Source organism: Rothia sp. HMSC066G02, assembly GCF_001813145.1.
In the GTDB taxonomy this organism is placed as follows: domain Bacteria; phylum Actinomycetota; class Actinomycetes; order Actinomycetales; family Micrococcaceae; genus Rothia.
Genome location: NZ_KV811583.1, coordinates 107371 through 128560, shown reverse-complemented (window position 1 = coordinate 128560; position 21190 = coordinate 107371). Strand labels below are relative to the sequence as shown.

Sequence of the window (21190 nt, the reverse complement as noted above, 5' to 3'; positions counted from 1 at the left end):
GTTCAGAGAGAGATATGGCACCGCTGGATTCCCCCTCCATCTACTACTCGGCACGACGTTTTGACGCGGTCAACAGCATTGACCGTGCCCCCTCAAACACTGCGGATATTGTTGCTTCTGGCGCACTGATTTGGCGTATGCACGACGGTGCGCTTGAGGTCCTCATCATTCACCGCCCTCGTTATGACGACTGGTCCTGGCCTAAGGGCAAGCAGGATCCGGGCGAGTCCCTGGCTGAAACTGCTATTCGTGAGATTCGCGAAGAGGTCGGCCTGCAGGTTGTTCTGGGGGTGCCCCTGGCTGTGACTTCCTACCCGGTGGGTGGCCGCCCTAAGGATGTCTTCTACTGGTCCGCTGAACTTCCCGAGGGTGCCCGCGCCCTGGCGGATGAGGGTGAAGTGGATGAGCTGCGTTGGGTATCCACCGAGGTTGCTCGCGCCCTGCTGACCAACGAGGACGACCTGGCTCCCCTGGAGTCCCTGGAGGCTCTCGCGGAGGCGGACGTGCTGCGCACCCGCCCGGTGCTGATTGCCCGCCACGCGAAGGCTAAGCCGCGTTCAAACTGGGCTGCCGCTGAGGATGACCGTCCGCTCGCGGCTACCGGTAAGCGTCAGGCGCTGGCTTCTAGCCGTCTCTTTGCGGCGTGGGCTCCGAGCCGTATTATTTCTTCCCCGTGGCTGCGTTGCGTTCAGACCGTGACCCCGTATTCGGTGGATTACGGTGTGTCTGTGAAGGAGAAGAAGTCCCTGTCGGAGGCTGGCGCTCAGCGTCACCCGGCACGTACTGCCCGCACCGTGGCGTCACTGTTCGATAAGGATTCTTCGTCCCTGCTGTGCACTCACCGCCCGGTACTGCCGCAGGTGATGGATGTTCTGCGCGAGTACCTGTTTGAGGGTTCCGCGGAGGTCCTTCCGACCGAGGACCCGTACCTGGAGCCCGGCGATGCCCTGGTCCTGCAGGTGACCGAGGGCGATGATCCGCGTATTGTCTCGGTGGAGCGTGTACGCGCGGCTCTGGACTAGGTTCTAGGCTAGATTTTTATCTTTTCATAGCGAGCGCGCTGGGCTTTATGCTCAGCGCGTTTGCTCTACCTGCACCCCGTTTGCGGGTTTTACAATAGAGGGGCGGTTGCTTCTTTGCCGCCTCTCACGTCTACTGACAGGATTCAAGGTTTTTCTTATGACTCACGCAATCCCCACGCCCTATGAAGATCTTCTGCGCGAAATCCTCGAGGAGAACAAGGACGCCATTGCGGCGGATGCGCAGCGTTCCGACCGTACCGGCACCGGCACCTTCGGTGTTTTCGGCCGTCAGATGCGTTTTGATCTGCGTGAGTCGTTCCCGCTGATTACCACCAAGCGTGTGCACTTCAAGTCGGTTGCTATTGAGCTGCTGTGGTTCCTGCGCGGTTCGTCGAATGTGCGTTGGTTGCAGGAGCGCGGCGTGACCATTTGGGATGAGTGGGCTGATGAGAACGGCGATTTGGGTCCGGTGTACGGCGTGCAGTGGCGTTCGTGGCCGACCCCCGATGGCGGCACGATTGACCAGATTGCGAAGGTCATTGAGTCACTGAAGAATAATCCGAGCTCTCGTCGCCACATTGTTTCGGCGTGGAACCCCGCCGAGGTGGATAGCATGGCGCTTCCGCCCTGCCACGCGCTGTTCCAGTTCTACGTGCACGAACGCGCCGACGGTGTGAAGGAGCTGTCCTGCCAGCTGTACCAGCGTAGCGCGGACATGTTCCTGGGTGTGCCCTTCAACATCGCCTCGTACGCTCTGCTGACCTACCTGATTGCGCAGGAGGTGGGCATGGAGCCGGGCGAGTTCGTGTGGACCGGCGGCGACTGCCACATCTACTCGAACCACCTGGAGCAGGTGAAGAAGCAGCTGGGCTACGGCACCGACCCTGAGGGTAACCCCTACCCGCCGCGCGAACCGTACCCGTACCCGAAGCTGGTTATTAAGACCAAGAAGCCTTCTATTTTCGATTACGAGTATGAAGACTTTGAGCTGGTGGATTACAAGCACCACCCCGGTATTGCCGCCCCGATTGCGGTCTAACTGCAGGTTGTAAGGAGGCATGATGTATCGTCTGGGCGCTATTTGGACTCAAACTGATGCCGGCATCATTGGTCGTGACGGGGATATGCCCTGGTACGCGCCGGAGGATTTGGCGCACTTTAAGAAGGTGACGCTGGGCGCTCCGGTGATTATGGGTCGCCGCACCTGGGAGTCGTTACCGCCGCGTTTTCGTCCCCTGCCGGGTCGCACCAATATTGTGATTAGCCGTTCGGTTACCGAGGCGGAAGAACGCGATGGTGCCCTGTGGGTTCCTTCGCTGGATGCGGCGCTGTACGCGGCTCGTGACGCTGCGGGCGCGCCGGTCGAAGCTAGCCCCGCAGATACCGCTGCGGTTGATGCTTGGATTATTGGTGGCGGCTCCGTCTACGCGGAGGCGCTCTCCCGCACCGATCTGCCCGCCTTCGGTCGGGTGAAGACGGTGGAGCGGACCCACTTCTACTGCCAGGAAGGTAACGAGATTACCGGCGATACGCGAGCGCCCGAACTGCAGCTTGCAAATTCTGCGGGCAGTTGCGAGGGCAGCTCACCAAACGGGTGCTGGCGGGTCACCTCCGAGAGTGCATGGGAGAATAGCGAGAAGGGTTACCTGCTCGATGAGTCGGGCACGAAGAACCCCATGTACTTCTCGTTCCAGCGGCTCGAACGTATCTAGTTCAAGCTTCCCTCATTCACTCGCTGATATAGACATGCATTTCAAGCCTGCGGCTGCTCCACCCGGAGTACCGCGGGCTTGAACGCTTTAACGCGCCCCGATACAGTACCTGGTGCCGAGTCGGATACCAAGCCTAGCGCCTGCGCGGAATGTCCCGTTCCGAATATCAAATTTTTTGTACGGTGTTAGTCCGCACCCGCCAGCCTGAGAGTACACTGGGAACCATGAACTTTAATCCCGGTGACTCTGTAGGTTTTGTTGGCTGGCGCGGTATGGTGGGCTCGGTCCTCATGAAGCGCATGGTTGAGGAAGGCGACTTCGAGGGCATTACCCCCGTCTTCTTCACTACCTCTAATGTTGGTGGCGCTGCGCCCACCTTCGACGGCGTAATTGAGCCGTCCGAGCTGAAGGACGCATACGACATTGATGAGCTGCGTAAGCACTCGATTATTGTGACCGCTCAGGGCGGTGGCTACACCGAGGCTGTGCACCCGAAGCTGCGTGCAGCAGGCTGGGACGGCCTGTGGATTGATGCCGCTTCCACCCTGCGCATGAACGATGACTCCATCATCGTGCTGGACCCCATTAACCGCGACGTCATCGACCGCGGCCTGGCATCCGGCGTGAAGGACTTCGTCGGCGGTAACTGCACCGTCTCCTGCCTGCTGATGGGCCTGGGCGGCCTCTTCAAGAACGACCTGGTCGAGTGGGCTACCTCCATGACCTACCAGGCTGCATCCGGCGGCGGTGCCCGCCACATGCGCGAGGTGCTCGCACAGTTCCGCGACCTGGGCAACGAGGTCTCCGAGGAGCTGAACGACCCCGCATCCGCAATTCTGGACATCGACCGCAAGATCCTTGCTAAGCAGCGCTCCGGTGAGCTGGATTCCTCCCAGTTCGGTGTGCCGCTCGCTGGCTCCCTGATTCCCTGGATCGACTCGGATCTGGGTAACGGCCAGTCCCGCGAAGAGTGGAAGGCTGAGGTTGAGACCAACAAGATCCTGGGCCGCTCCGAAGATGACAAGATCACCATGGATGGTCTGTGCGTCCGCATCGCTGCGATGCGCTCGCACTCTCAGGCGCTGACCATCAAGCTCAAGAAGGATCTGCCGCTCGAAGAGATCGAGCGCATCATCGCTGAGGACAACCCCTGGGTTCGCTTCGTGCCGAACGAGCGTGAGGCTTCCATGGAGCAGCTGACCCCCGTGGCTGCTTCCGGTTCTCTGGAGATTCCGGTTGGTCGCGTGCGTAAGCTGGCTATGGGCCCCGAGTACATTAGCGCGTTCACCGTGGGTGACCAGCTGCTCTGGGGTGCTGCTGAGCCGATTCGCCGCATGCTGCAGATTGCTGTTGGTAAGCTCTAAGGCTCACTGACAAGCTATAAGAAAGCCCTCGCTACCATTCTTTTCGGATGGGAGCGAGGGCTTTTTGTGTTTGCCTATAGCTTGCGCAGAGCGGATCAGCGCGAGCTGGTTTAGCGCTGGTTTGCGGCGGCGGCTTTGCGTTCTGCCTTGCGTGCGGCTTTGTGTTCCTTGCGCTGCTGTCGCCAGGCGCGGTAGCGGTACCAGGCGGTGAGCACCACGTGCTTCATGAAAATATTGGCGCGGCGTGCCCAGGTGAATTCGGTGCCCCAAATGCCCAGGCCTATGAAGATGAACAGCCAGCCGGGGCCGGGGGTGACGAGCATAATCAGTCCGGCGATGAAGCAGAAGGCGCCCACGCCGATGACAAGGGGCTTGTAGAGATGACGCATGACCGGATGCGCGTGCATACGCTCCTTGCGGGCTTCGAGCCAGCGGTGGAAACGACTGGTTTCGCTTTCCTTGACTTCATCTTCGAGGGTTTTCAGGGTTGGTCCTTCCAAACGTGCCGTAGGTGAGTTTCACCGGGCGGCGGTGGTTAGAGAATAGCACCTACCGCTGGGCGACGGCTGTGAAAGATTTCTTCATGTTGAGATTTTTCCGTCATCTTCAAAATTTTTTCGTTTCAATAGTGTTCAAGTCGAAAGTACCTTTATACACTGTAAGGGAACAATTCGCCCGGCACTACGCCTAAACACTAAGGAAGCGACCCACTACCGTGTCCTCCCCTCGTCCCGTATCAACGGACTCATCCCGCACCAACGCTGTTGCACCCGCTGGTACCGCTGCACCTGCTACTGAACGCAACGCCGCACCGACCCTCAACGAACGCCTCGAAAACCTGCCCTTCACCCGCGCCCACGGCAAGCTCCTGGGCATCTCGGGTCTCGGCTGGGCGCTGGACGCCATGGACGTCGGCCTCATCTCCTTCGTCATGGCGGCACTCATCAAGGAATGGCAGCTCAGCCCCACCGAAGCCTCCTGGCTCGGATCCATCGGATTCGTCGGCATGGCGCTCGGCGCAACCTTCGGCGGTCTACTCGCCGATAAGCTCGGCCGCCGCTACATCTTCGCCCTCACCCTGCTGGTGTACGGTCTGGCGACCGGCGCCTCCGCCCTGGCAACCTCCCTGGGTGTGCTGCTCGTCTTCCGTTTCTTGGTCGGTCTGGGTCTGGGAGCGGAACTTCCCGTGGCATCCACCCTGATTTCTGAGTTCTCGCCGCGTGCTATTCGCGGGCGCGTCGTGGTCGCCCTGGAGGCTTTCTGGGCTCTGGGCTGGATTCTCGCCGCTCTCATCGGTACCTTCATCGTTCCGCAGGCGAACGGCTGGCGTTGGGCGCTTGCCATCGGTCTGATTCCCGCCATCTACTCTCTCGTGATCCGTATAGGAACCCCCGAGTCCGTGCGCTTCCTGGAGTCGGTCGGCAAGCACGATCAGGCACGCCAGGTGGTCGAACGTTTCGAGGCCTCCCCCGCACTCTTCTCCCGAACCGGTAAGAAGCAGACCGAAGACGCTTCCGCACACGGTGCCGCAGAAAGTGCCGACAACGCAGAATCCGCGAAAATCCACTCCATCTGGGCTGCCGGTCAGCGCCGCAAGACCATCGCCCTGTGCGTCATCTGGTTCTGCATCAACCTCTCCTACTACGGCGCGTTCATCTGGATTCCGGCGCTGCTGAACGCCCAGGGATTCAGCCTCGTGAAGTCCTTCGCGTTCACGCTCATCATGACCCTCGCCCAGCTACCCGGCTACGCGGTCGCCGCCTACCTCATCGAAAAGTGGGGCCGACGCGCAACCCTGGCGACCTTCCTGCTTGGCTCCGCGCTGGCGGCGGCTGGCTACGGCATGGCGCACGCCGAGGTATTCATCATCCTCGCCGGATGCATGCTCTCCTTCTTCAACCTGGGTGCGTGGGGTGCCCTCTACGCCCTGAGCCCGGAAATCTTCCCGACCCACCTGCGCGGAACCGGCACCGGTGCCGCCGCCGGTATCGGTCGTATCGCCTCCATCGCGGCACCGCTCATTGTGCCGCCGCTGGTCGCATTCGGTGGAACCCCGCTACTCTTTGCGCTCTTCTCCACCGCGTTCCTGGTAGCGGCAACCACCGTGTTCTTCCTCCCTGAACGCCGCGGCGAATCCCTCTAAACGAGCGGCACGCCATACAATATGAGCTGTCCCTCCTGAACGCTCTTTCCGAGCAATCAGAAGGGACAGCTCATTTGTCATTTAAGCCCTATAACCATGCACCACAACCTCAAACTATGAGAGGATACGTTCTATGCTCGATTCCTTCCTCTCCAACCCCTACCGCACAGAGTTCAGCCCCTGGCCCGTGAGCGAACACTACGCCACAGAACGCGCCGGCGGCGTGCCCGAAGCCATGCTGCTACCGGGCGAACTCACCGTGCACCGTGGCGACGGGGCAAAAATGAGCTACTACTTGGACTGGCCCGAGGAATTCAACGAATATACCCGCGCAATCACCCTGCGCCCGCGCACCAAAAACGGCTACCCGCAGGACTTTATGTTCACCGTCGCCGTACGCGACGGCCAAGCTGTCTTCACCGCAACCGCCCTCAGCTTCTGGGAGCAGCGCGACGGCCGCCCCTACGACCGTGAGCCCATCGCCCGCGGCTACGTGGACGTCGCCTCCTACGAATCCTGCGAGGAATACGCCGGCATTTCCGCCGCGCCCACCCTCATCGGCTGGGATATCGCAGACCCCTACCCGGCACGCATGGCGCTCATCCGCGCCCTCTGCGAAGGAGTCGCCAGCAGCATCACAATGGGCACCCAAATCCTCGCGGACGGGCAGGTACAGGTCGACCACAAGGACGGGGATCTGCTCGCCCTACACGTAAACGCGATTAGCACCGTAGGCGGCATGGTCCGCGCCCTCATCATCGAACAGGACCGCGTACCCAGCGGCGTATCCACCGGCACCACTACTGGCGCCTCCGAGCGTGTCGACCTGCAGACGCGCGCCTACTACGCCAACGTGCTCTCCCCCGTTCCCGGCGAGTTCGGCAACCTTGTCTGGTCACACAGCGAGGACGCGGAATACTACCCCTACCGACCCACGCGCCATAAGCCGATTTTCCACGCCCCCAGCCCGCCGCAGAAGCTTCCCCTGGCGGTCCAGGTGTTGATGGAGCACCTGCCCGCCGCTCCCCTTGCGGCAACGCGCACAGCGCCCAAGCGCAGGCCTTACCTGCCGGGGCAGGTGCGCATCTTTTCCCCTCGCCACTAGCTCAGTGAGTCAATACAACGCTTCGGGCGGCCTCTGATACAGAGACCGCCCGAAGCGTTTATTCTGAAGCGTTTATTCTATGCGTCCTAGCGCTACGAGAAGCGAGAAGTTGAGCGTTTAGATTTCGCCGTTAACCACGACAGGCTCAGGAACCAGAGTCACACCAAAACGTTCACGCACGCCGTCGCGCACAGCGCGGGCGATAGCGAAGATGTCCTCAGCGGATGCGCCGCCGCGGTTCGTAATCGCCAGGGTGTGCTTGGTCGACAGGCTCGCACGGCCCTGAGCAATCTCGCGAGACTCACCCTCCAGACCGAAGCCCTTCTCGAAACCGGCGTGCTGAATCAGCCAAGCAGCCGAAAGCTTCACGTGATCGGGGTCCTCGACACCCGCGGTGAACGGGGAAGTCTTCACGACCACCGGGAAGTTCGGGGCGCCCTCCGGCAGGGAATCCAGGGTCGAGCGCGGAACGATCGGGTTGGTAAAGAAAGAACCGGTGGAGAAGGTGTCACGGTCCTCGGGGTTGAGCACCATGCCCTTGGAGCCGCGCAGCTCCAGCACCTTTTCGCGCACCAGGGCGGATTCGGCGCGCTGACCGGGCTCAACGCCCAGGCTCCTCGCCAACTCGGCGTAACGAATCGGGGAGGACAGGCTACCGAGGGTGAACTGGAAATCAACGGTCAGCACCACGTAACGGGGCGAGCCGTTGACGGTTGCGCGCTTGAGCACCGAGTCGCGGTAGCCGAAGCGCAGGTCTGCGCTCGCGAAGGTCTTCCGAGTGTTCTTTTCGCGGTCCCAGGTGCGTACGGAGGCGATGAACTCGCCCACCTCAACGCCGTATGCGCCGACGTTCTGCACGGGGGTTGCACCCACGGTGCCGGGAATGCCGGAGAGAGCCGCGGGGCCAACCCATTCGTTCTCGATGCTGAGCTTCACGAAGTCGTCCCAGATAGTGCCCGCCTGCACGCGCACGTTCGCGCCGCCGCATGCGGGGATGGGCAGAACCTCTACGCCTTCGGAGGCGATGTGCACGACGGTTCCGCTGAAGCCTTCGTCGGAAACCAGCAGGTTGGAGCCGCCGCCCACGATGAGGACGGGTTCGCCTGCGGCGTCTGCAGCGGAGACTGCTTCGATAATTTCTGCTTCGGAGGTGGCGCGGACGTAGGTCTTAGCGGGGCCGCCTACCTGGGCGGTGGTCAGTTCGCTCAACAGCTTTTCAGTCATAGGTTAAGAATACCGGTCGTTGTGCGGGGTCAACACCCGCCACGCGTTAAAGTCATGAAAACCTTATGGTGATTTTGCCTTCATTTTCCGGCGCGCCTTTCTCAGAAAAACGCAACTACCCCGCCGGTAAGCACACAAAAGCGGTGAGCGCGCGAAAGCCCCGGAACCACCGCATCGGGTAGCGCCGGGGCCTTCACATAGTTGCTTTCACACGGCTATCTGCAAGCACAGAAACTCTATACCGAGAGACGAACCACAGCCTGACTCTTCATCAGAACCTTCTGCTCCTTGCCTTCCTCGTCACGAGCGGTGACGGTCAGGTCAATGCGGGCGGTGCGCTCCTCCTCATTCAGGGCACCCACCTTACCGCTGATGGTCAGGGCGTTCGTGGGGGTGTCGGGGTTTTCGCCGCCGGGCGCATCCGCCACGGGAACGGGCTTGGTGAATCGAGTCTGGTAGTCCACGATTGCGCCGGGGTCGCCCGCCCAGTCGCTCACGAGCTGCACGGCGGTACCCATGGTCAGCATGCCGTGAGCAATCACGCCGGACAGGCCCACCGACTGAGCAAAACGCTCGTTCCAGTGAATCGGGTTGAAGTCACCGGATGCGCCAGCGTAACGCACCAGCGAAGCGCGGGAGAGCTCCACGGTACGCGAACCGATGTCCTGGCCCTTTTCAAGATCTTCAAAACGCACCATTAGTTCTCCTCCTCAGCACGAACCAGCAGGGAAGAAATGCAGGTGGTGACCGGCTCGCCCTGCGCGTCAACGATTTCTTCACGGGTGGTCAGCATTGCGCCAGCACCCATTACGCGCACGGAGTCCACGTGAACTTCGGTGCGCAGCTCATCACCGGCAACGATGGGGCGGTGGTGGGTGAAGCGCTGGTCGGCGTGCACCACGCGGGAGAAATCAATACCGGCGGAATCGTCGTTGATGAGTGCCGCGTCAGCTGCCTGCGCCAGGATAATGGCGAAGGTCGGCGGGGCAATCACATCTGCGTACCCTGCCGCGCGGGCTGCCTCAACGTCGTGGTGGAGGGGGTTTTCTGCGTGAACTGCTCGGGCAAATTCGCGGATCTTTTCGCGACCGACAACGTAGGTGTTCTCGGACGGGTAGACCCTGCCCACAATCTCAGGGTTAATGCTCATGATTTCAGTCTACCGTTCTTGTGCACAGTGTTCAGCTCAAACGTACAGAGTGGACAGACCACTGTACAGGTAACCGGCGTGCAGGCGTGCAGTATTTCGTCGCATTTTTACCTGCTAGCGAAGGCCCCTACCCATCCAGCCCAAGCAGGCGTAGGCTGGACGGGTACCCGCAATCTATTTCAGAAGGAAAAGTTATGTCTTCCAACGTAAAAATTTCGGTGCTTGACCTGATGCCGCACCGCCCCGACCAGAGCCAGCACCAGACCATGCTCAACACCATCGATGCCGCCCGCGCGGCTGAGTCCTACGGGTACGAGCGTTTCTGGGTCGCCGAGCACCACAATGCCGGCTCCCTGCTGTCCTCGGCGACCATCGTGGTCATGGCGGAGATCGCTGCCGCAACCGAGCGTATTCGCGTGGGTTCGGGCGGCATTATGCTCCCCAACCACGCACCCTACGTGGTGGCGGAGCAGTTCGGTACCCTCAACGCATTCCACCCCGGCCGTATTGACCTGGGTGTGGGCCGTGCGCCCGGCACCGACCCGATGACCGCCGCCGCTCTGCGCCGCGACGATTCTGCCGCCATGAGCTTCCCCGCCGAGGTGCAGCAGCTGCAGCGCTTCCTGGGCGAGCCCTCCCCCATGCACCGCGTGCACGCCATTCCCGGCCAGGGCTCGAAGGTGCCCCTGTACATTCTGGGTTCTTCCCTGTTCGGTGCGCAGCTTGCCGCACAGCTGGGTCTGCCCTACGCGTTCGCTTCGCATTTTGCGCCCGCAATGCTGCAGGAGGCGGTAGACACCTACCGCGCAAACTTCAAGCCCTCCGAGCACCTGGAACAGCCCTACGTCATGGTGGGTGCAACCGCAATGCTCGCCGATACCGACGAGCGAGCACGCTACCTGTACACGACCCAGCAGCAGCATTTCCTGGGCGTGGTGCGCGGCAATCTGTCTTTCGCACCTCCCGTGGAAGATATGGACGCCGTCTGGACCGACGCGGAGAAGATGCACATTGAACGCATGACCGCCGAAGCAATCGTAGGCTCCCCCGCCACCGCACAGGCTCGTATTGAGGACCTGGTGGCGCGCACGGGCGCTGACGAGCTCATCGTCATGACCGAGGCGTGGGAGCACGAGGACCGTCTGCGCTCCTACGAGCTGCTGTCCCAGCTGCCGGTGGTGCGCCGCGCCTCCTAACGCTTCGATCAGAGCATAAAGATGAAGCCCCCGAGTATTTTTCTCGGGGGCTTTGCTATGCCCGGCATCGGGCCGCGGGGCTGAGTACCTATTGAGCACATGCAGACCGGGCTTCAGGCAAAGAAAATAGGCAGACAAAATGGCAAACAAAAAAGCCTGCCTCCGAAGAGACAGGCTTATCTGAGCCCCGACCGGGAATCGATCCCGGGACCTCCATCTTACCAAGATGGCGCTCTACCACTGAGCTATCGGGGCGTAGCGGTGGACGGGCTCGATCCGTCGACCTCACGATTATGAGTCGTGCGCTCTAACCAGCTGAGCTACACCGCCACATCATTAATACGTGCTCTCGCATGAATTAATGAGAGAGCCCCGACCGGGAATCGATCCCGGGACCTCCATCTTACCAAGATGGCGCTCTACCACTGAGCTATCGGGGCAACAGGTAAAACTATACAGGTCTTCAAGAATGCTCGCAAGCGGAGAAGCTATGGCATGCACCACATTTAACGTTTTCCTGTTCTCCGCCCTGCCGCACGATAGCCCAGCAATGACCAGGCGCCCCAGTAATGATCAGGCACCACCGCAACAGCTGACGCAAACACATCAACACCCATATACATAAAGACCGGCAGGAGAGCTTATCGCTCCCCTGCCGGTCTTTGACTCATCTGCGGATGACAAGGCTGCTAGCCGATAGACTCAGCAAGCCCCTCATATCGCAGATTCAGGCTTAGCCGAAATCTTAGTAGCGCTTGCCGCGGCCGCCGAAGTCACGGCCACCGTCACGGTTACCGCGGTAGCCGCCATCGCGACGATTATCACGGCCACCGAAGTCGCGACCACCGAAGTCACGACGCTTGAAGTCGCGGTCACCGCCGAAGTCACGGCCACCGTCACGGTTACCGCGGTAGCTACCTTCACGACGACCACCCTCGCGGCGATCGAAGTCGCGGAAACCGCCCTCACGACGGCCACCACCGAAGCTGCGGCCACCGCCGCCACCCTTGGGACCGTTGTCCTTGCGGATGTTGATGAACTCGCCAGCGATCTTGGTGTCGCGCAGGCGATCGAAGAAGTCGCGGGGCAGGTCCTCGGGCAGGCCAACAATGGTGAAGTGCTGGCGAATGTCGATGGAGCCAATCTGGGAGCCCTTAATGCCACCCTCGTTAGCCAGCGCACCCACGATAGCGCCTGCAGTCACACGGGAGGAACGGCCAACGTTCAGCTTGTAGTTGACCATGCCCTCGTCGTTGTGCGCGCGCTTAGCCTTGCGGCCGCCGCGGTCCGAATCGTCGTCGGAGAAGGGGCGGGAGTTGCGCGCGATGTCCTCTTCCTCATCCAGGAAGAACGGGCGACCCTGCTGGGCGATAACAGCCAGTGCAGCCGCAATGTCCTCAGCGGTGGTGTCGTGCTCGTTCTCGTAGTCCTCGATAATCTGGCGGAAGAAGCTCAGGTCCTCAGACTCGATGGTCTCGGTAATCTGCTGTGCGAAGCGCTGCTTACGGGTCTCGTTCACTGCCTCTGCGGTGGGCATGTGCATCGGCTCGACCTTCTGGCGGGTTGCCTTCTCGATTTGACGCAGCATGTACTTCTCACGCGGGGTGACGAAGAGGATTGCGGCACCTTCGCGACCTGCACGGCCGGTACGACCGATGCGGTGCACGTAGGACTCGGTGTCGTGGGGGATGTCGTAGTTAACAACCAGGGAGATGCGCTCAACGTCCAGGCCGCGTGCCGCCACGTCGGTTGCCACGAGGATGTCGATGCGACCGTCACGCAGGGCGTCAACGGTGCGCTCACGCAGCTGCTGGGGGATGTCACCGTTAATCGCTGCTGCCGCGAAACCGCGTGCCTTCAGCTTGTCGGCGACTTCCTCGGTTTCCTTCTTGGTGCGCACGAAGACAATGATGCCGTCGTAGTTTTCAACCTCGAGCACGCGGGTCATTGCGTCCAGCTTGTGGGAGTGCATGACCTGCATGTAGCGCTGGGAGATGTTTGAGCTGGTGGTGGTCTTAGCCTTGACGCGAACCTCGCGGGGGTCGTTCAGGTACTGCTGAGCGATCTTGCGGATCGAGTTGGGCATGGTTGCGGAGAAGAGGGCAACCTGCTTGCTGTCGGGGGTGCCTTCGAGGATCTTTTCCACGTCTTCGGCGAAGCCCATGCGCAGCATTTCGTCTGCTTCATCGAGTACCAGGTACTGCAGGTTGGACAGGTCCAGGGACCCCTTTTCCAGGTGGTCAATCACGCGGCCGGGGGTACCGACGACGACCTGCGCACCGCGGCGCAGACCAGCCAGCTGCGGGCCGTAGGGGGAGCCACCGTAGATGGGCAGGACGGTGAAGTCCTCCATGTGGGTTGCGTAGGAGGAGAAGGCTTCTGCAACCTGCAGAGCCAGCTCGCGGGTGGGTGCCAGGACCAGAACCTGGGTGTCGCGGGAGATGCCGTTGACGTCAGCAAGTTCAGCCATGCGGGACAGTGCCGGCAGCGCGAATGCTGCAGTCTTACCGGTACCGGTCTGTGCCAGACCGACCACATCGTGGCCTTCGAGCAGCAGCGGGATGGTCTGTTCCTGGATGGGGGACGGCTTCTCGTAGCCTACCTCTTCCAGAGCTGCCAGGACGCGAGCGTCCAGGCCCAGGTCGGTGAAGCGTACGCCTTCTTCTTCAGCCTTGTCGGCGGTTTCTTCTGCGGGGGTTTCTACAGTAGCTTCTGCGGTGGTTTCTTCTGCTTCTACAGCAGGGCTCTCAACGGTGTTCTCGGTGATGTTCTCAGTGGTCACAACGGTCTCTGCCTCGGCGTTCAGTTCGGCCGGGGTAGCAGTATTCTCAGTCAATTTTTCCTCTATACGGTAGGGGTGGAAGCGCACGCTTTTCGGCGCTTACCGGGTGTCCACTTCACGGCCCAGCCACACATCATCCCCTGGGGAGTAGAACGTCCAGGGGTCCTCCGTTACCGGCGCATTCTGCAGAGGTGTTCTGCGGATGCTGCGGGTAGCGGCTTTTGCTGGGGGTGGTCTTGAATTTCTCGGCACATTATCCAAACACCTGTTTGTACTCTGCGCTTGGTGCACAGTAGTCCCTGTGAATCAGGGGTGTACAGGGTGGGTAATGCTCACATGCAATGTCACGTATTCCTGGTGGTTCGCCTTCCCGCTTACACGGCGGTGGTGTGTCTGTTACAGCAGACGCAGCAAAGACGCTGGACCAGAGATCGTTAAGAGAAGCCCGCGTGTACGGTGTAAACCGCAAGTTTATGGGGCGTATCAATCGGTGATGGTGAGTACGGCGCACCTACAATTCCAGCACCACCTTGGGTGCCGGGTGCGCACAAGACCTTCATCGGGGGTTCCCGTGTTCTATCCAGTGTACAGCAGGGTCCCCACTTGAGCCACAAAAAGGTGCTTAAAACCTCATCTCTTAAATGTGAGCGCCCACCCCAGCGTTTGCGGGGTGGGCGCTCATTGAGACGCTGAACCGAGGGGCTAGTCTACGCGGCGCACAATATCAATCGTGCCGACGGTCGCGTACTTCGCGTAGGAGTGGCCGTAGCGGTCAGCCGCGTACTGCGCGGCGTTGGTCGGCGGGTTGCCGCCCCAGGAGTTACTCTTACGGTCAATGACCACGTAGTCGGGTGCGGGCTCACCGGTGTGGCCAATCCAGTAGACGGTGCGGCCGGGAATCAGCTGGGTCAGAATCGACAGGTCAGATGCAACCGACACCCCTTCGGGTACCTTCTGCACGGCGTCCTGCTTCATCTGGTCAGTCGTAGTCAACGCGGAGGCGGTGAACTGCGCATTACCCAGGGATGCGAGGGGTTGCTGGGAGCCGGGCACGAAAATCGGGGATGCGGCAAGGAAGAGCGCCGCGGCGGGTAGAGCCCACACGGGGATGCGGCGTGCCAGGGCGGTGAGGCGACCGGGCTCAGTGTTGCTCTGAGGTGCCTCGGCGGAGGCGCTATCGGCTACTCGCGCAGCCGAGCGTACCGGAATCGCTGCGGGAACCACGCCGTAGCGTATCCGCATGACAGCGTCGAGCAGGGCGAGGAAGACGACGGGCATGAGCACGAGCGAGTAGTGCCAGGTGCTTGCCCAATAAGACTCCATGGTGGAGAGTAGACGCCAGGCAAGGGTCGGCAGGGCAATTGCCGCGAGCGGAGAAATCACCCAGAGGACAGCTCCGGTAATGAGCAGCAGTCCGAGGGTTGCCAGCTTGGTGTTGTTACTGAGCATCTGCAACGCTGAGCCGAAGGGGTCGCCCAAGGCTGCGGAGAAGTTCACCTTGTCGGCGTAATCAAAGTTTCCACCGCTATTGAAGTAGGGCAGAATCACGTAGACGGCGACGGCGGACCAGAACACACCCCACATCATGACCATGGTGGATTCTGCGACGGCGGGGGTGCGTGCCCACGAGGAGTAGAGCTGCTGCATGCGGGCACGCATGGGGGCGGGAGTACCAGCGGAAAGGCGCGGCATCAGAATGTCAACAGCGGTGCTCAACCAGCCGGTGCGGATAAAGATGATGAGGCCGATGGCTGCGACAGTAATACCCATATCTTCTTTGACGAAGGCAATGGGCAGGGACCACCAGCAAGCGTAGGCGAGGTAGCGGGCACGTTCGGTGCCACTCACTCGTGAGGCAAGCACCAGGTAACCGAGGCTCATGGCAAGCAGCGGCACGGCGAAGGCTACTTCGTGGAATTGGGCGGCGATAGCCTGCTGAACGCCGAAGCTGAGGGCGAATCCGGCGCCGAGCAGCAGACCGGTGAGGGTCGGGATGACGCTCTGAAGTTTTGCGGACTGAGCATTCTGCGCAGGTTCGTTCTTCTGCGCATCTTCAGTTTTCTGGGCGAGCGCGAAGGCACGCTGAGTGAAGCGCACAATGGCGAAGCTTGCGAAGGCGACCAGGGCGTTCTGCACGACCAGTAGCGTGGTCGGCGAGGGGAACAGCGCGTAGATGGGTCCCAGAAGCACCAGAATCGGGTGGAAGTGGTCACCCCAGAGGTTAAAGTCGGGCCCCTTAATCGGCACGATGGGCACGGAGAAATGCGAGTAGGCCTGTGCCATCTGGGTGAAAATCGCCAGGTCCCAGGAGGGCGTAATCCAGTGCTTCATCTGCTGCAGCGAGTAGTAGGTGTACAACGCCATGACGGCGGCGGCAAGCAGCAGACCGGGTAGTAGTTCGAGGGGGCGGATGCTCTTGACGCGCTCGGTGAGGGACTGACGCGGCTGTTTCTTGGCGCGCTGAGTACGGCCCGCACTGGTGGCGGCGCTGTTCTTCTGTTCAGGTGCGTCAGTATTCGAGGATGCTTCTTGTGCTTCCGCTGCCATAGGCGTCCTTCTCTCGGGGTGTATGTCCGGGGTGCGTGTCCGGGCGTGGGCACCCTTGTGAACGGGCGGAACGCATAGCCTGTGTCGTGCCGGTGGCGGAGTTTGCGTTCGTTCTCGCTCTACCCTTTAGGGTATCGCATTAGTGGCGTGCCTGCCCTTCCTGCACTTTTTGTATCTTGGTCCGCAATTATCTGCCGCGGATGTTGCTGCCCGGTTTGGGCGCATAGACTGGTGGGGTGAGTACGTTTCCTTCCTCAAACCCCGGCGGTGCGACCTCCGGTAGCCGCGCGGCAGCGGGTGCACGGCGCATCCGGCATCCTTTGGCGGCAACTGGTGTGCCCTATGCGCCAGCGCTTGCGGATGTTCTTCAGGAGCCTACCATTCTTAGCCAGCCGCGCGTTCAGGTTCGTACTCTCTCCCCCGCCGCTTCGCCCCTTCCCGGCGCTCTGGCTCCCGAGGCGTGCGAGGTTGTGATTGAGCCGCATGTTCCGGTGCAGTTGGCGCAGACTTTGGGTTCGTTGCGCCGCGGTGCTCAGGATCTTTCGTATCGTGCGCTGAGCCGCGCGGATGGTGCCGAGCGAATCTGGGTGACGGCTCGCACGCCGTTTCACGAGTTCCCGGCGGTGCTGTACGTTGAACGAGTTGCGGAGACAGCCACGCTTCCCGAGACTCTCCCCTCCCTGCATCGCCTGCTGATGCGCCCGGTGCGTATTCGTATCTGGGTTTCTTATAGTGCCGCTGATCAGCAGATGCAGGCGCGAGCCGACCTTCAGGCGCTAGCGCAGGAAATGACGTACTGGCTGGGGTTGCACGACCCCGCCGAACAGTTCGGTGCTCTGTCTTCTTTTGAGTCTCTTCCGCCGCGTGTTCAGCAGGCGTGGCGGCAGAATCCGGGGCTCCGCCTCAGCGCTTCGGGGCAGCTGGACCGGCAGATGCTCAACGCCATTGTGGAGCAGCGCATCACCCAGACCGAAGCGTTCAGGACCTTAGGCTGGGTTCTGCGAAAGTACGGCTCCCCCGCCCTTTCGACCGGGTTGGGGAATCAGCCGGAGGGGATGCGCGTCTATCCAAGCGCCCGGACCCTGGCGACGATTCCTACCTGGGATTGGCATCGGGCTGGCGTTGATAAAAGCCGCTACGATGCCGTGTACGCTTACGCTCGTTCCGCAGAGTCTCTAAAAAACATTGCGGCAGAAGGCGACGTCGCACTTCTGGCGCGGAGCCTGCACGCTGTGCGCGGCGTGGGCCCGTGGAGTATTTCCGAGGCCCTGCAGCGTGTGTGCGGGCACCCGGATGCCATCAGCGTGGGCGACTACCATCTGGCGCACGCGGTCGGTGAGCTGTTCATAGGTCAGCGCACCGATGATGCGGGAATGCTCTCCCTGCTGGCGCCCTTTAGCCCGCATCGGCAGCGTCTGGTGCGGCTCATGCATGCTTCGGGCTTTTCGAAGCAGCGCTACGGGGCGCGCATGACCATTGAGGATCACCGCGACCGCTAACGCTCCTGCACCCTCACGAGGTTAAAAGGGGGCGGGGCGCCCCTGCCGGTTGTGCCGGCGGGTGCGCCCCGTTCAAGCTCTTTTGTGGTGGTGAGCTTACTTCTTCTCTGCAGAGCCCTCTGCTGCTGCGATCTCTGCACGGACCTTGTCCATGTCGAGCTCGCGGATCGAACCGATTACGGTCTCCAGCTGGTCTTCGCGCAGTGCGCCAGCCTGCTGGTATACCAGGATACCGTCACGGAAGCCCATGATGGTGGGGATGGAAGTGATGCCTGCTGCCTGAGCGAGCTGGCCCTGGTCCTCGGTGTCGACCTTGCCGAAAACAATGTCGCTGTGCTTCTCCGAAGCCGCCTCGTAGACGGGGGAGAACTGCTTGCAGGGACCGCACCAATCTGCCCAGAAGTCCAGGAAGACGATGTCATTGCTCTCGACGGTAGCAGTCAGGTTCTGCTGAGTAATTTCATTAGTAGCCATGAGATAAAGCTACACCCTCAAGACCCCAATCGCTAATTGTTCGCTCTGGGATTCAAACATGTGAAAGATATGACAAATTGCGGTCATAGTAAATACTTTTTGCGGCTGTTTCAGCCGGTTTACGGGCGTGTCGCGAATACTCTGGCGAATGTCCCTGTAGCCGAATGATGGAGGCGCCCGACCCGGCGGGCGAAGCCCCGTGGTCGTCCCCTACAGCATCCTGAGGAAAGCACCCAATGCGGGCACCCAGAAAATACGGGCGCAACCATGAAAGACCGTTGCTGTGGAAGACCACTGTGGTGGAAGATTACCGCGGTGGAAAGCAGCTGGGTTGGAAAGCGGCTGCGGAATCCGCTATAAAACTGGTTTTAGATACACAAAAGCCCGGTTACTTTCGTAACCGGGCTATTTGTGGCAGGTGAGGGATTCGAACCCCCGTAGGCAGTGCCAGCTGATTTACAGTCAGCCCCCTTTGGCCGCTCGGGTAACCTGCCGCCTAGCTAGGTGCTAGTTGCTCGCTCAAGCGAACAGAGACTACTCTACAGCAGTTTTAGGGACTTGTACACTTCACATAGAGTTTTGTGACGAAGGTTATATATCTGGTTGTATTTATCGTCTTTTCGTCACACAAGAGCGTCAGCGCACGCTCACCGCGCGCCCATATCTATCGCAGCGCCCACGCTCTCACCTTATGAATAAAGCCGCGAATAAAGCCACCGCCTACAGCAGTTTTAGAAGGAGCGGGAAGGAGTATCGCCATCCTGCTCAAGCAGAAGCACAATCTCCAGGTGCTCCAGATAGCGGCGCGCCTGCTCCACGGTGCACATGTCACCGGCAATCTCACGCTCCAGGTCACGGCGAACGCCACGGAAACGTGCCACCAGCGAAGGTTCCGTCAGGGTGATACCGATACCGTCAAAGAGAGAAGGCTCAGCATCTTCCTCGTGCAGGTCAAGGTGAATATCGTGGTGGTCAGACTCGCTGAGGCGCTCAGCCTCAGGAATATCTTCGGGCTCAGCGCCCAGAGAGGTATGCAAGTCAATGAAGAGCAGGGTTTGCAGGTCGTGAGCTTCCTCGCTCGTGTGTGCGTCCGTTGCAGACAGGTTATGAATGGTCATATCTCTATTGTCCTCTTTTTAGGTTGGTAACGCCTGTAAAACAGGCCCGTATTTCTGTTAGTTAGCTGTGAACAAGAGCCCCAACCCGGTAGGCTAGTACTAACCGGTGCCAGTAGCACCTCATTCACGAAAGGAAAACCCATGGCTAGCGAATCCTCATTCGACATTGTGTCCAAGGTGGACAAGCAGGAAGTTTCTAACGCACTGCACCAGGCGCAGAAGGAAATCTCCCAGCGTTACGACTTCCGTGGCGTTGGCGCAGAAATCGACTACTCCGGCGACAAGATCCTCATCAAGGCAAACGCCGAAGAGCGCGCACTGGCAGTGCTGGACGTTTTCCAGTCCAAGCTGGTCAAGCGCGGCATCTCCCTGAAGTCCCTGGACTCCGGCAAGCCCTACGCATCCGGCAAGGAAATCCGCATCGAATGCTCCATCAAGGAAGGCATCGCGCAGGATCAGGCAAAGAAGATCTCCAAGATGATCCGCGAAGAGGGCCCCAAGGGCGTAAAGGCGAACATCCAGGGCGACGAGCTGCGCGTCTCCTCCAAGTCCCGCGATGACCTGCAGGAAGTCATTGCAATGCTCAAGTCCGCTGATCTTGAGATTGACCTGCAGTTCGTCAACTACCGCTAAGCTCAGGCGAGGCTCTCACCCTCTATCCCCGCCCAGCGATGGGTGAGGATAGAGGACTAGAAGCCGAAACGTAAAAATCCTCGGGGTGGCTACTTCCACAGTAGCCACCCCGAGGATTTTTTGTCTGCCAACCCGTCATCGCGGGTCACAATCGTCACCCCGGGTCATATTCACGCCCAGAGATGAGGGCGACAAAAAGACTTAGTACTGACCCATCTCACGAGCCTGCTGCTGCAGACGCGCAATACGCTGATCCATCGGCGGGTGAGTAGAGAGCATGCTCTTCAGCGAACCGAAGGGATTCGCAATCATCATGGCGCTCGCCGCCTCAGTGCTACGGTTGTTCGGGTCCATCGGGTACATGGACACGCCACTCTCCAGCTTGTGCAGTGCCGAAGCCAGAGCCAGCGGGTCGCCGGTCAGACGTGCGCCGTCCTCGTCGGCATCAAATTCACGGGTGCGGCTAATAGCCATCTGGATGACCTGAGTAGCAATGGGAGCCAGCATAGCAACCACGAACATGGCGAGGGGGTTGGAACGTTCACCATCGCGGTTGGATCCACCGAACATCGCGCCAAACGAAAGAATCTGCGCAATCGTACCGATGATGGAGGCGATACCCGCCGCCACCGAAGAGGTGAGGATATCGCGGTTGTACACGTGCATCAGCTCGTGGCCGAGCACGCCGCGCATCTCGCGCTCATCCAGCAACTGCAAAATACCCTCAGTGCAACACACCGCCGCATTCTGCGGGTTACGGCCGGTCGCAAACGCGTTCGGGGTCATAGTCGGTGCCACGTAGAGGGCGGGCATGGGCTGACCCGCGCGGGAGGACAGCTCCTCCACTATGTCGTAAAGTACCGGAACCTCTTCACGGCTGACCGGGTAAGCATTCATGGAACGTAGGGCGAGCTTATCGGAGTTCCAGTAGGTGTACACGACCGAACCCAAGCTAAACAGGCCCATAACCCAGATGAAAATGGAGGTGCGGAAAGTCGCCGAAAGCAGGCCACCGATGAGCAACATCATGCCCACCATGGAGCCCATCAACAGGGCAGTTTTCAGTCCGTTGTTATGGCTGTGCATGGGTATCCTCCTGAACAATTAGGTCAGTGCGTACAGCGTGTACTTGACTCTATAGAATACGTGCAAGCACCCGCGGGCGCACCTTATGGCACGCGGATTCACCCAGAGCGTCACCCATGCGCCGAAAGCTCAAAA

18 protein-coding genes and 4 tRNA genes are annotated in these 21190 nt (G+C 60.5%); 9 read left to right on the top strand and 13 right to left on the bottom strand.

The window, feature by feature from the left end; all coding sequences use genetic code 11:
• The first annotated feature begins 14 nt into the window (after positions 1–14).
• The 4 genes from HMPREF2894_RS01590 (at position 15) to asd (ending at position 4098) form a co-directional block, all read left to right on the top strand.
• A complete protein-coding gene (locus tag HMPREF2894_RS01590; RefSeq protein ID WP_070677575.1) occupies positions 15–1022 on the top strand; it encodes an NUDIX hydrolase in 1008 nt (335 codons plus the stop codon).
• 157 nt (positions 1023–1179) lie between these two features.
• Positions 1180–2061, top strand: coding sequence for a thymidylate synthase (locus HMPREF2894_RS01585; RefSeq protein WP_070677572.1), 882 nt, complete (start codon positions 1180–1182; stop codon positions 2059–2061).
• Between the two features lie 22 nt (positions 2062–2083).
• Positions 2084–2734, top strand: coding sequence for a dihydrofolate reductase (locus HMPREF2894_RS01580; protein WP_070677570.1), 651 nt, complete (start codon positions 2084–2086; stop codon positions 2732–2734).
• A 224-nt stretch (positions 2735–2958) separates the two neighbouring features.
• Positions 2959–4098, top strand: a complete 1140-nt coding sequence (gene asd, locus HMPREF2894_RS01575; protein WP_049353807.1) for an aspartate-semialdehyde dehydrogenase — start codon at positions 2959–2961, stop codon at positions 4096–4098.
• Positions 4099–4208: 110 nt separating this feature from the next.
• On the opposite strand, the gene HMPREF2894_RS01570 is transcribed toward asd, so the two are convergent.
• Positions 4209–4598, bottom strand: a complete 390-nt coding sequence (locus tag HMPREF2894_RS01570; protein ID WP_070677568.1) for a PGPGW domain-containing protein — start codon at positions 4596–4598, stop codon at positions 4209–4211.
• A gap of 215 nt (positions 4599–4813) precedes the next feature.
• Here HMPREF2894_RS01570 and HMPREF2894_RS01565 point away from each other — a divergent pair, with 215 nt between their 5' ends.
• Both HMPREF2894_RS01565 and HMPREF2894_RS01560 read left to right on the top strand, forming a co-directional pair.
• On the top strand, positions 4814–6241 hold the full coding sequence (locus tag HMPREF2894_RS01565; protein ID WP_070677560.1) for an MFS transporter: 1428 nt from the start codon (positions 4814–4816) through the stop codon (positions 6239–6241).
• Positions 6242–6374: 133 nt separating this feature from the next.
• Positions 6375–7346, top strand: coding sequence for a histidine kinase (locus HMPREF2894_RS01560; protein WP_070677558.1), 972 nt, complete (start codon positions 6375–6377; stop codon positions 7344–7346).
• Between the two features lie 117 nt (positions 7347–7463).
• On the opposite strand, the gene HMPREF2894_RS01555 is transcribed toward HMPREF2894_RS01560, so the two are convergent.
• The 3 genes from HMPREF2894_RS01555 to HMPREF2894_RS01545 all read right to left on the bottom strand — a co-directional run bounded on the left by HMPREF2894_RS01555 (position 7464) and on the right by HMPREF2894_RS01545 (position 9720).
• Positions 7464–8570: a UDP-N-acetylmuramate dehydrogenase gene (locus HMPREF2894_RS01555; protein WP_070677556.1), complete on the bottom strand. Its 1107-nt coding sequence runs from the start codon at positions 8568–8570 to the stop codon at positions 7464–7466.
• Between the two features lie 236 nt (positions 8571–8806).
• Positions 8807–9268: a MaoC family dehydratase gene (locus HMPREF2894_RS01550; RefSeq protein ID WP_070677554.1), complete on the bottom strand. Its 462-nt coding sequence runs from the start codon at positions 9266–9268 to the stop codon at positions 8807–8809.
• A complete protein-coding gene (locus tag HMPREF2894_RS01545; protein WP_005504824.1) occupies positions 9268–9720 on the bottom strand; it encodes a MaoC family dehydratase N-terminal domain-containing protein in 453 nt (150 codons plus the stop codon). Before HMPREF2894_RS01545 ends, HMPREF2894_RS01550 begins: the two co-directional genes overlap by 1 nt.
• 194 nt (positions 9721–9914) lie before the next feature.
• Here HMPREF2894_RS01545 and HMPREF2894_RS01540 point away from each other — a divergent pair, with 194 nt between their 5' ends.
• Complete coding sequence (locus tag HMPREF2894_RS01540) at positions 9915–10916, top strand: LLM class flavin-dependent oxidoreductase (protein ID WP_070593743.1); 1002 nt, start codon at positions 9915–9917, stop codon at positions 10914–10916.
• 183 nt (positions 10917–11099) lie between these two features.
• Here the strand turns inward: HMPREF2894_RS01540 and HMPREF2894_RS01535 are convergent.
• The 5 genes from HMPREF2894_RS01535 to HMPREF2894_RS01515 form a co-directional block, all read right to left on the bottom strand.
• Positions 11100–11171, bottom strand: a tRNA-Thr gene (locus HMPREF2894_RS01535).
• A gap of 1 nt (position 11172) precedes the next feature.
• A tRNA-Met gene (locus HMPREF2894_RS01530) sits at positions 11173–11246 on the bottom strand.
• 38 nt (positions 11247–11284) lie between these two features.
• Positions 11285–11356: transfer RNA gene (locus tag HMPREF2894_RS01525), tRNA-Thr, on the bottom strand.
• A 305-nt stretch (positions 11357–11661) separates the two neighbouring features.
• A complete protein-coding gene (locus HMPREF2894_RS01520; protein ID WP_070677552.1) occupies positions 11662–13752 on the bottom strand; it encodes a DEAD/DEAH box helicase in 2091 nt (696 codons plus the stop codon).
• A 648-nt stretch (positions 13753–14400) separates the two neighbouring features.
• The gene (locus HMPREF2894_RS01515; RefSeq protein ID WP_070677550.1) at positions 14401–16245 is read right to left on the bottom strand and encodes a DUF2079 domain-containing protein; all 1845 of its coding nucleotides are present in this window, start codon (positions 16243–16245) and stop codon (positions 14401–14403) included.
• A gap of 236 nt (positions 16246–16481) precedes the next feature.
• Between HMPREF2894_RS01515 and HMPREF2894_RS01510 the strand changes: the two genes are divergently transcribed.
• Entirely contained in the window at positions 16482–17744 is a 1263-nt protein-coding gene (locus HMPREF2894_RS01510) for a DNA-3-methyladenine glycosylase family protein (protein WP_070677549.1), read from the top strand.
• Between the two features lie 96 nt (positions 17745–17840).
• Here HMPREF2894_RS01510 and trxA read toward each other — a convergent pair whose 3' ends face one another.
• From trxA to HMPREF2894_RS01495, 3 genes are all read right to left on the bottom strand, one after another.
• Positions 17841–18218, bottom strand: coding sequence for a thioredoxin (gene trxA / locus HMPREF2894_RS01505; RefSeq protein WP_012902990.1), 378 nt, complete (start codon positions 18216–18218; stop codon positions 17841–17843).
• A gap of 412 nt (positions 18219–18630) precedes the next feature.
• Positions 18631–18712 (bottom strand) — tRNA-Tyr (locus tag HMPREF2894_RS01500).
• A 237-nt stretch (positions 18713–18949) separates the two neighbouring features.
• Positions 18950–19336: a hypothetical protein gene (locus HMPREF2894_RS01495; RefSeq protein WP_049341066.1), complete on the bottom strand. Its 387-nt coding sequence runs from the start codon at positions 19334–19336 to the stop codon at positions 18950–18952.
• A 141-nt stretch (positions 19337–19477) separates the two neighbouring features.
• Here HMPREF2894_RS01495 and HMPREF2894_RS01490 point away from each other — a divergent pair, with 141 nt between their 5' ends.
• Positions 19478–19969 carry a YajQ family cyclic di-GMP-binding protein gene (locus HMPREF2894_RS01490; protein ID WP_049341065.1) on the top strand — a complete coding sequence of 164 codons (492 nt, stop codon included), beginning with the start codon at positions 19478–19480 and terminating at the stop codon, positions 19967–19969.
• A 201-nt stretch (positions 19970–20170) separates the two neighbouring features.
• Here HMPREF2894_RS01490 and htpX read toward each other — a convergent pair whose 3' ends face one another.
• Complete coding sequence (htpX, locus tag HMPREF2894_RS01485; RefSeq protein WP_049341063.1) at positions 20171–21055, bottom strand: zinc metalloprotease HtpX; 885 nt, start codon at positions 21053–21055, stop codon at positions 20171–20173.
• Positions 21056–21190: the final 135 nt, after the last annotated feature.

Excerpts from the sequence above, each read along its gene's own strand:
- HMPREF2894_RS01490 (WP_049341065.1), top strand. The coding sequence starts at position 19,478 with ATGGCTAGCGAATCCTCATTCGACATTGTGTCCAAGGTGGACAAGCAG.
- HMPREF2894_RS01560 (WP_070677558.1), top strand. The coding sequence starts at position 6,375 with ATGCTCGATTCCTTCCTCTCCAACCCCTACCGCACAGAGTTCAGCCCC.
- htpX (WP_049341063.1), bottom strand. The coding sequence starts at position 21,055 with ATGCACAGCCATAACAACGGACTGAAAACTGCCCTGTTGATGGGCTCC.
- HMPREF2894_RS01515 (WP_070677550.1), bottom strand. The coding sequence starts at position 16,245 with ATGGCAGCGGAAGCACAAGAAGCATCCTCGAATACTGACGCACCTGAA.
- HMPREF2894_RS01590 (WP_070677575.1), top strand. The coding sequence starts at position 15 with ATGGCACCGCTGGATTCCCCCTCCATCTACTACTCGGCACGACGTTTT.
- HMPREF2894_RS01495 (WP_049341066.1), bottom strand. The coding sequence starts at position 19,336 with ATGACCATTCATAACCTGTCTGCAACGGACGCACACACGAGCGAGGAA.
- HMPREF2894_RS01555 (WP_070677556.1), bottom strand. The coding sequence starts at position 8,570 with ATGACTGAAAAGCTGTTGAGCGAACTGACCACCGCCCAGGTAGGCGGC.
- asd (WP_049353807.1), top strand. The coding sequence starts at position 2,959 with ATGAACTTTAATCCCGGTGACTCTGTAGGTTTTGTTGGCTGGCGCGGT.
- HMPREF2894_RS01585 (WP_070677572.1), top strand. The coding sequence starts at position 1,180 with ATGACTCACGCAATCCCCACGCCCTATGAAGATCTTCTGCGCGAAATC.
- HMPREF2894_RS01550 (WP_070677554.1), bottom strand. The coding sequence starts at position 9,268 with ATGGTGCGTTTTGAAGATCTTGAAAAGGGCCAGGACATCGGTTCGCGT.
- HMPREF2894_RS01540 (WP_070593743.1), top strand. The coding sequence starts at position 9,915 with ATGTCTTCCAACGTAAAAATTTCGGTGCTTGACCTGATGCCGCACCGC.
- trxA (WP_012902990.1), bottom strand. The coding sequence starts at position 18,218 with ATGGCTACTAATGAAATTACTCAGCAGAACCTGACTGCTACCGTCGAG.
- HMPREF2894_RS01580 (WP_070677570.1), top strand. The coding sequence starts at position 2,084 with ATGTATCGTCTGGGCGCTATTTGGACTCAAACTGATGCCGGCATCATT.
- HMPREF2894_RS01545 (WP_005504824.1), bottom strand. The coding sequence starts at position 9,720 with ATGAGCATTAACCCTGAGATTGTGGGCAGGGTCTACCCGTCCGAGAAC.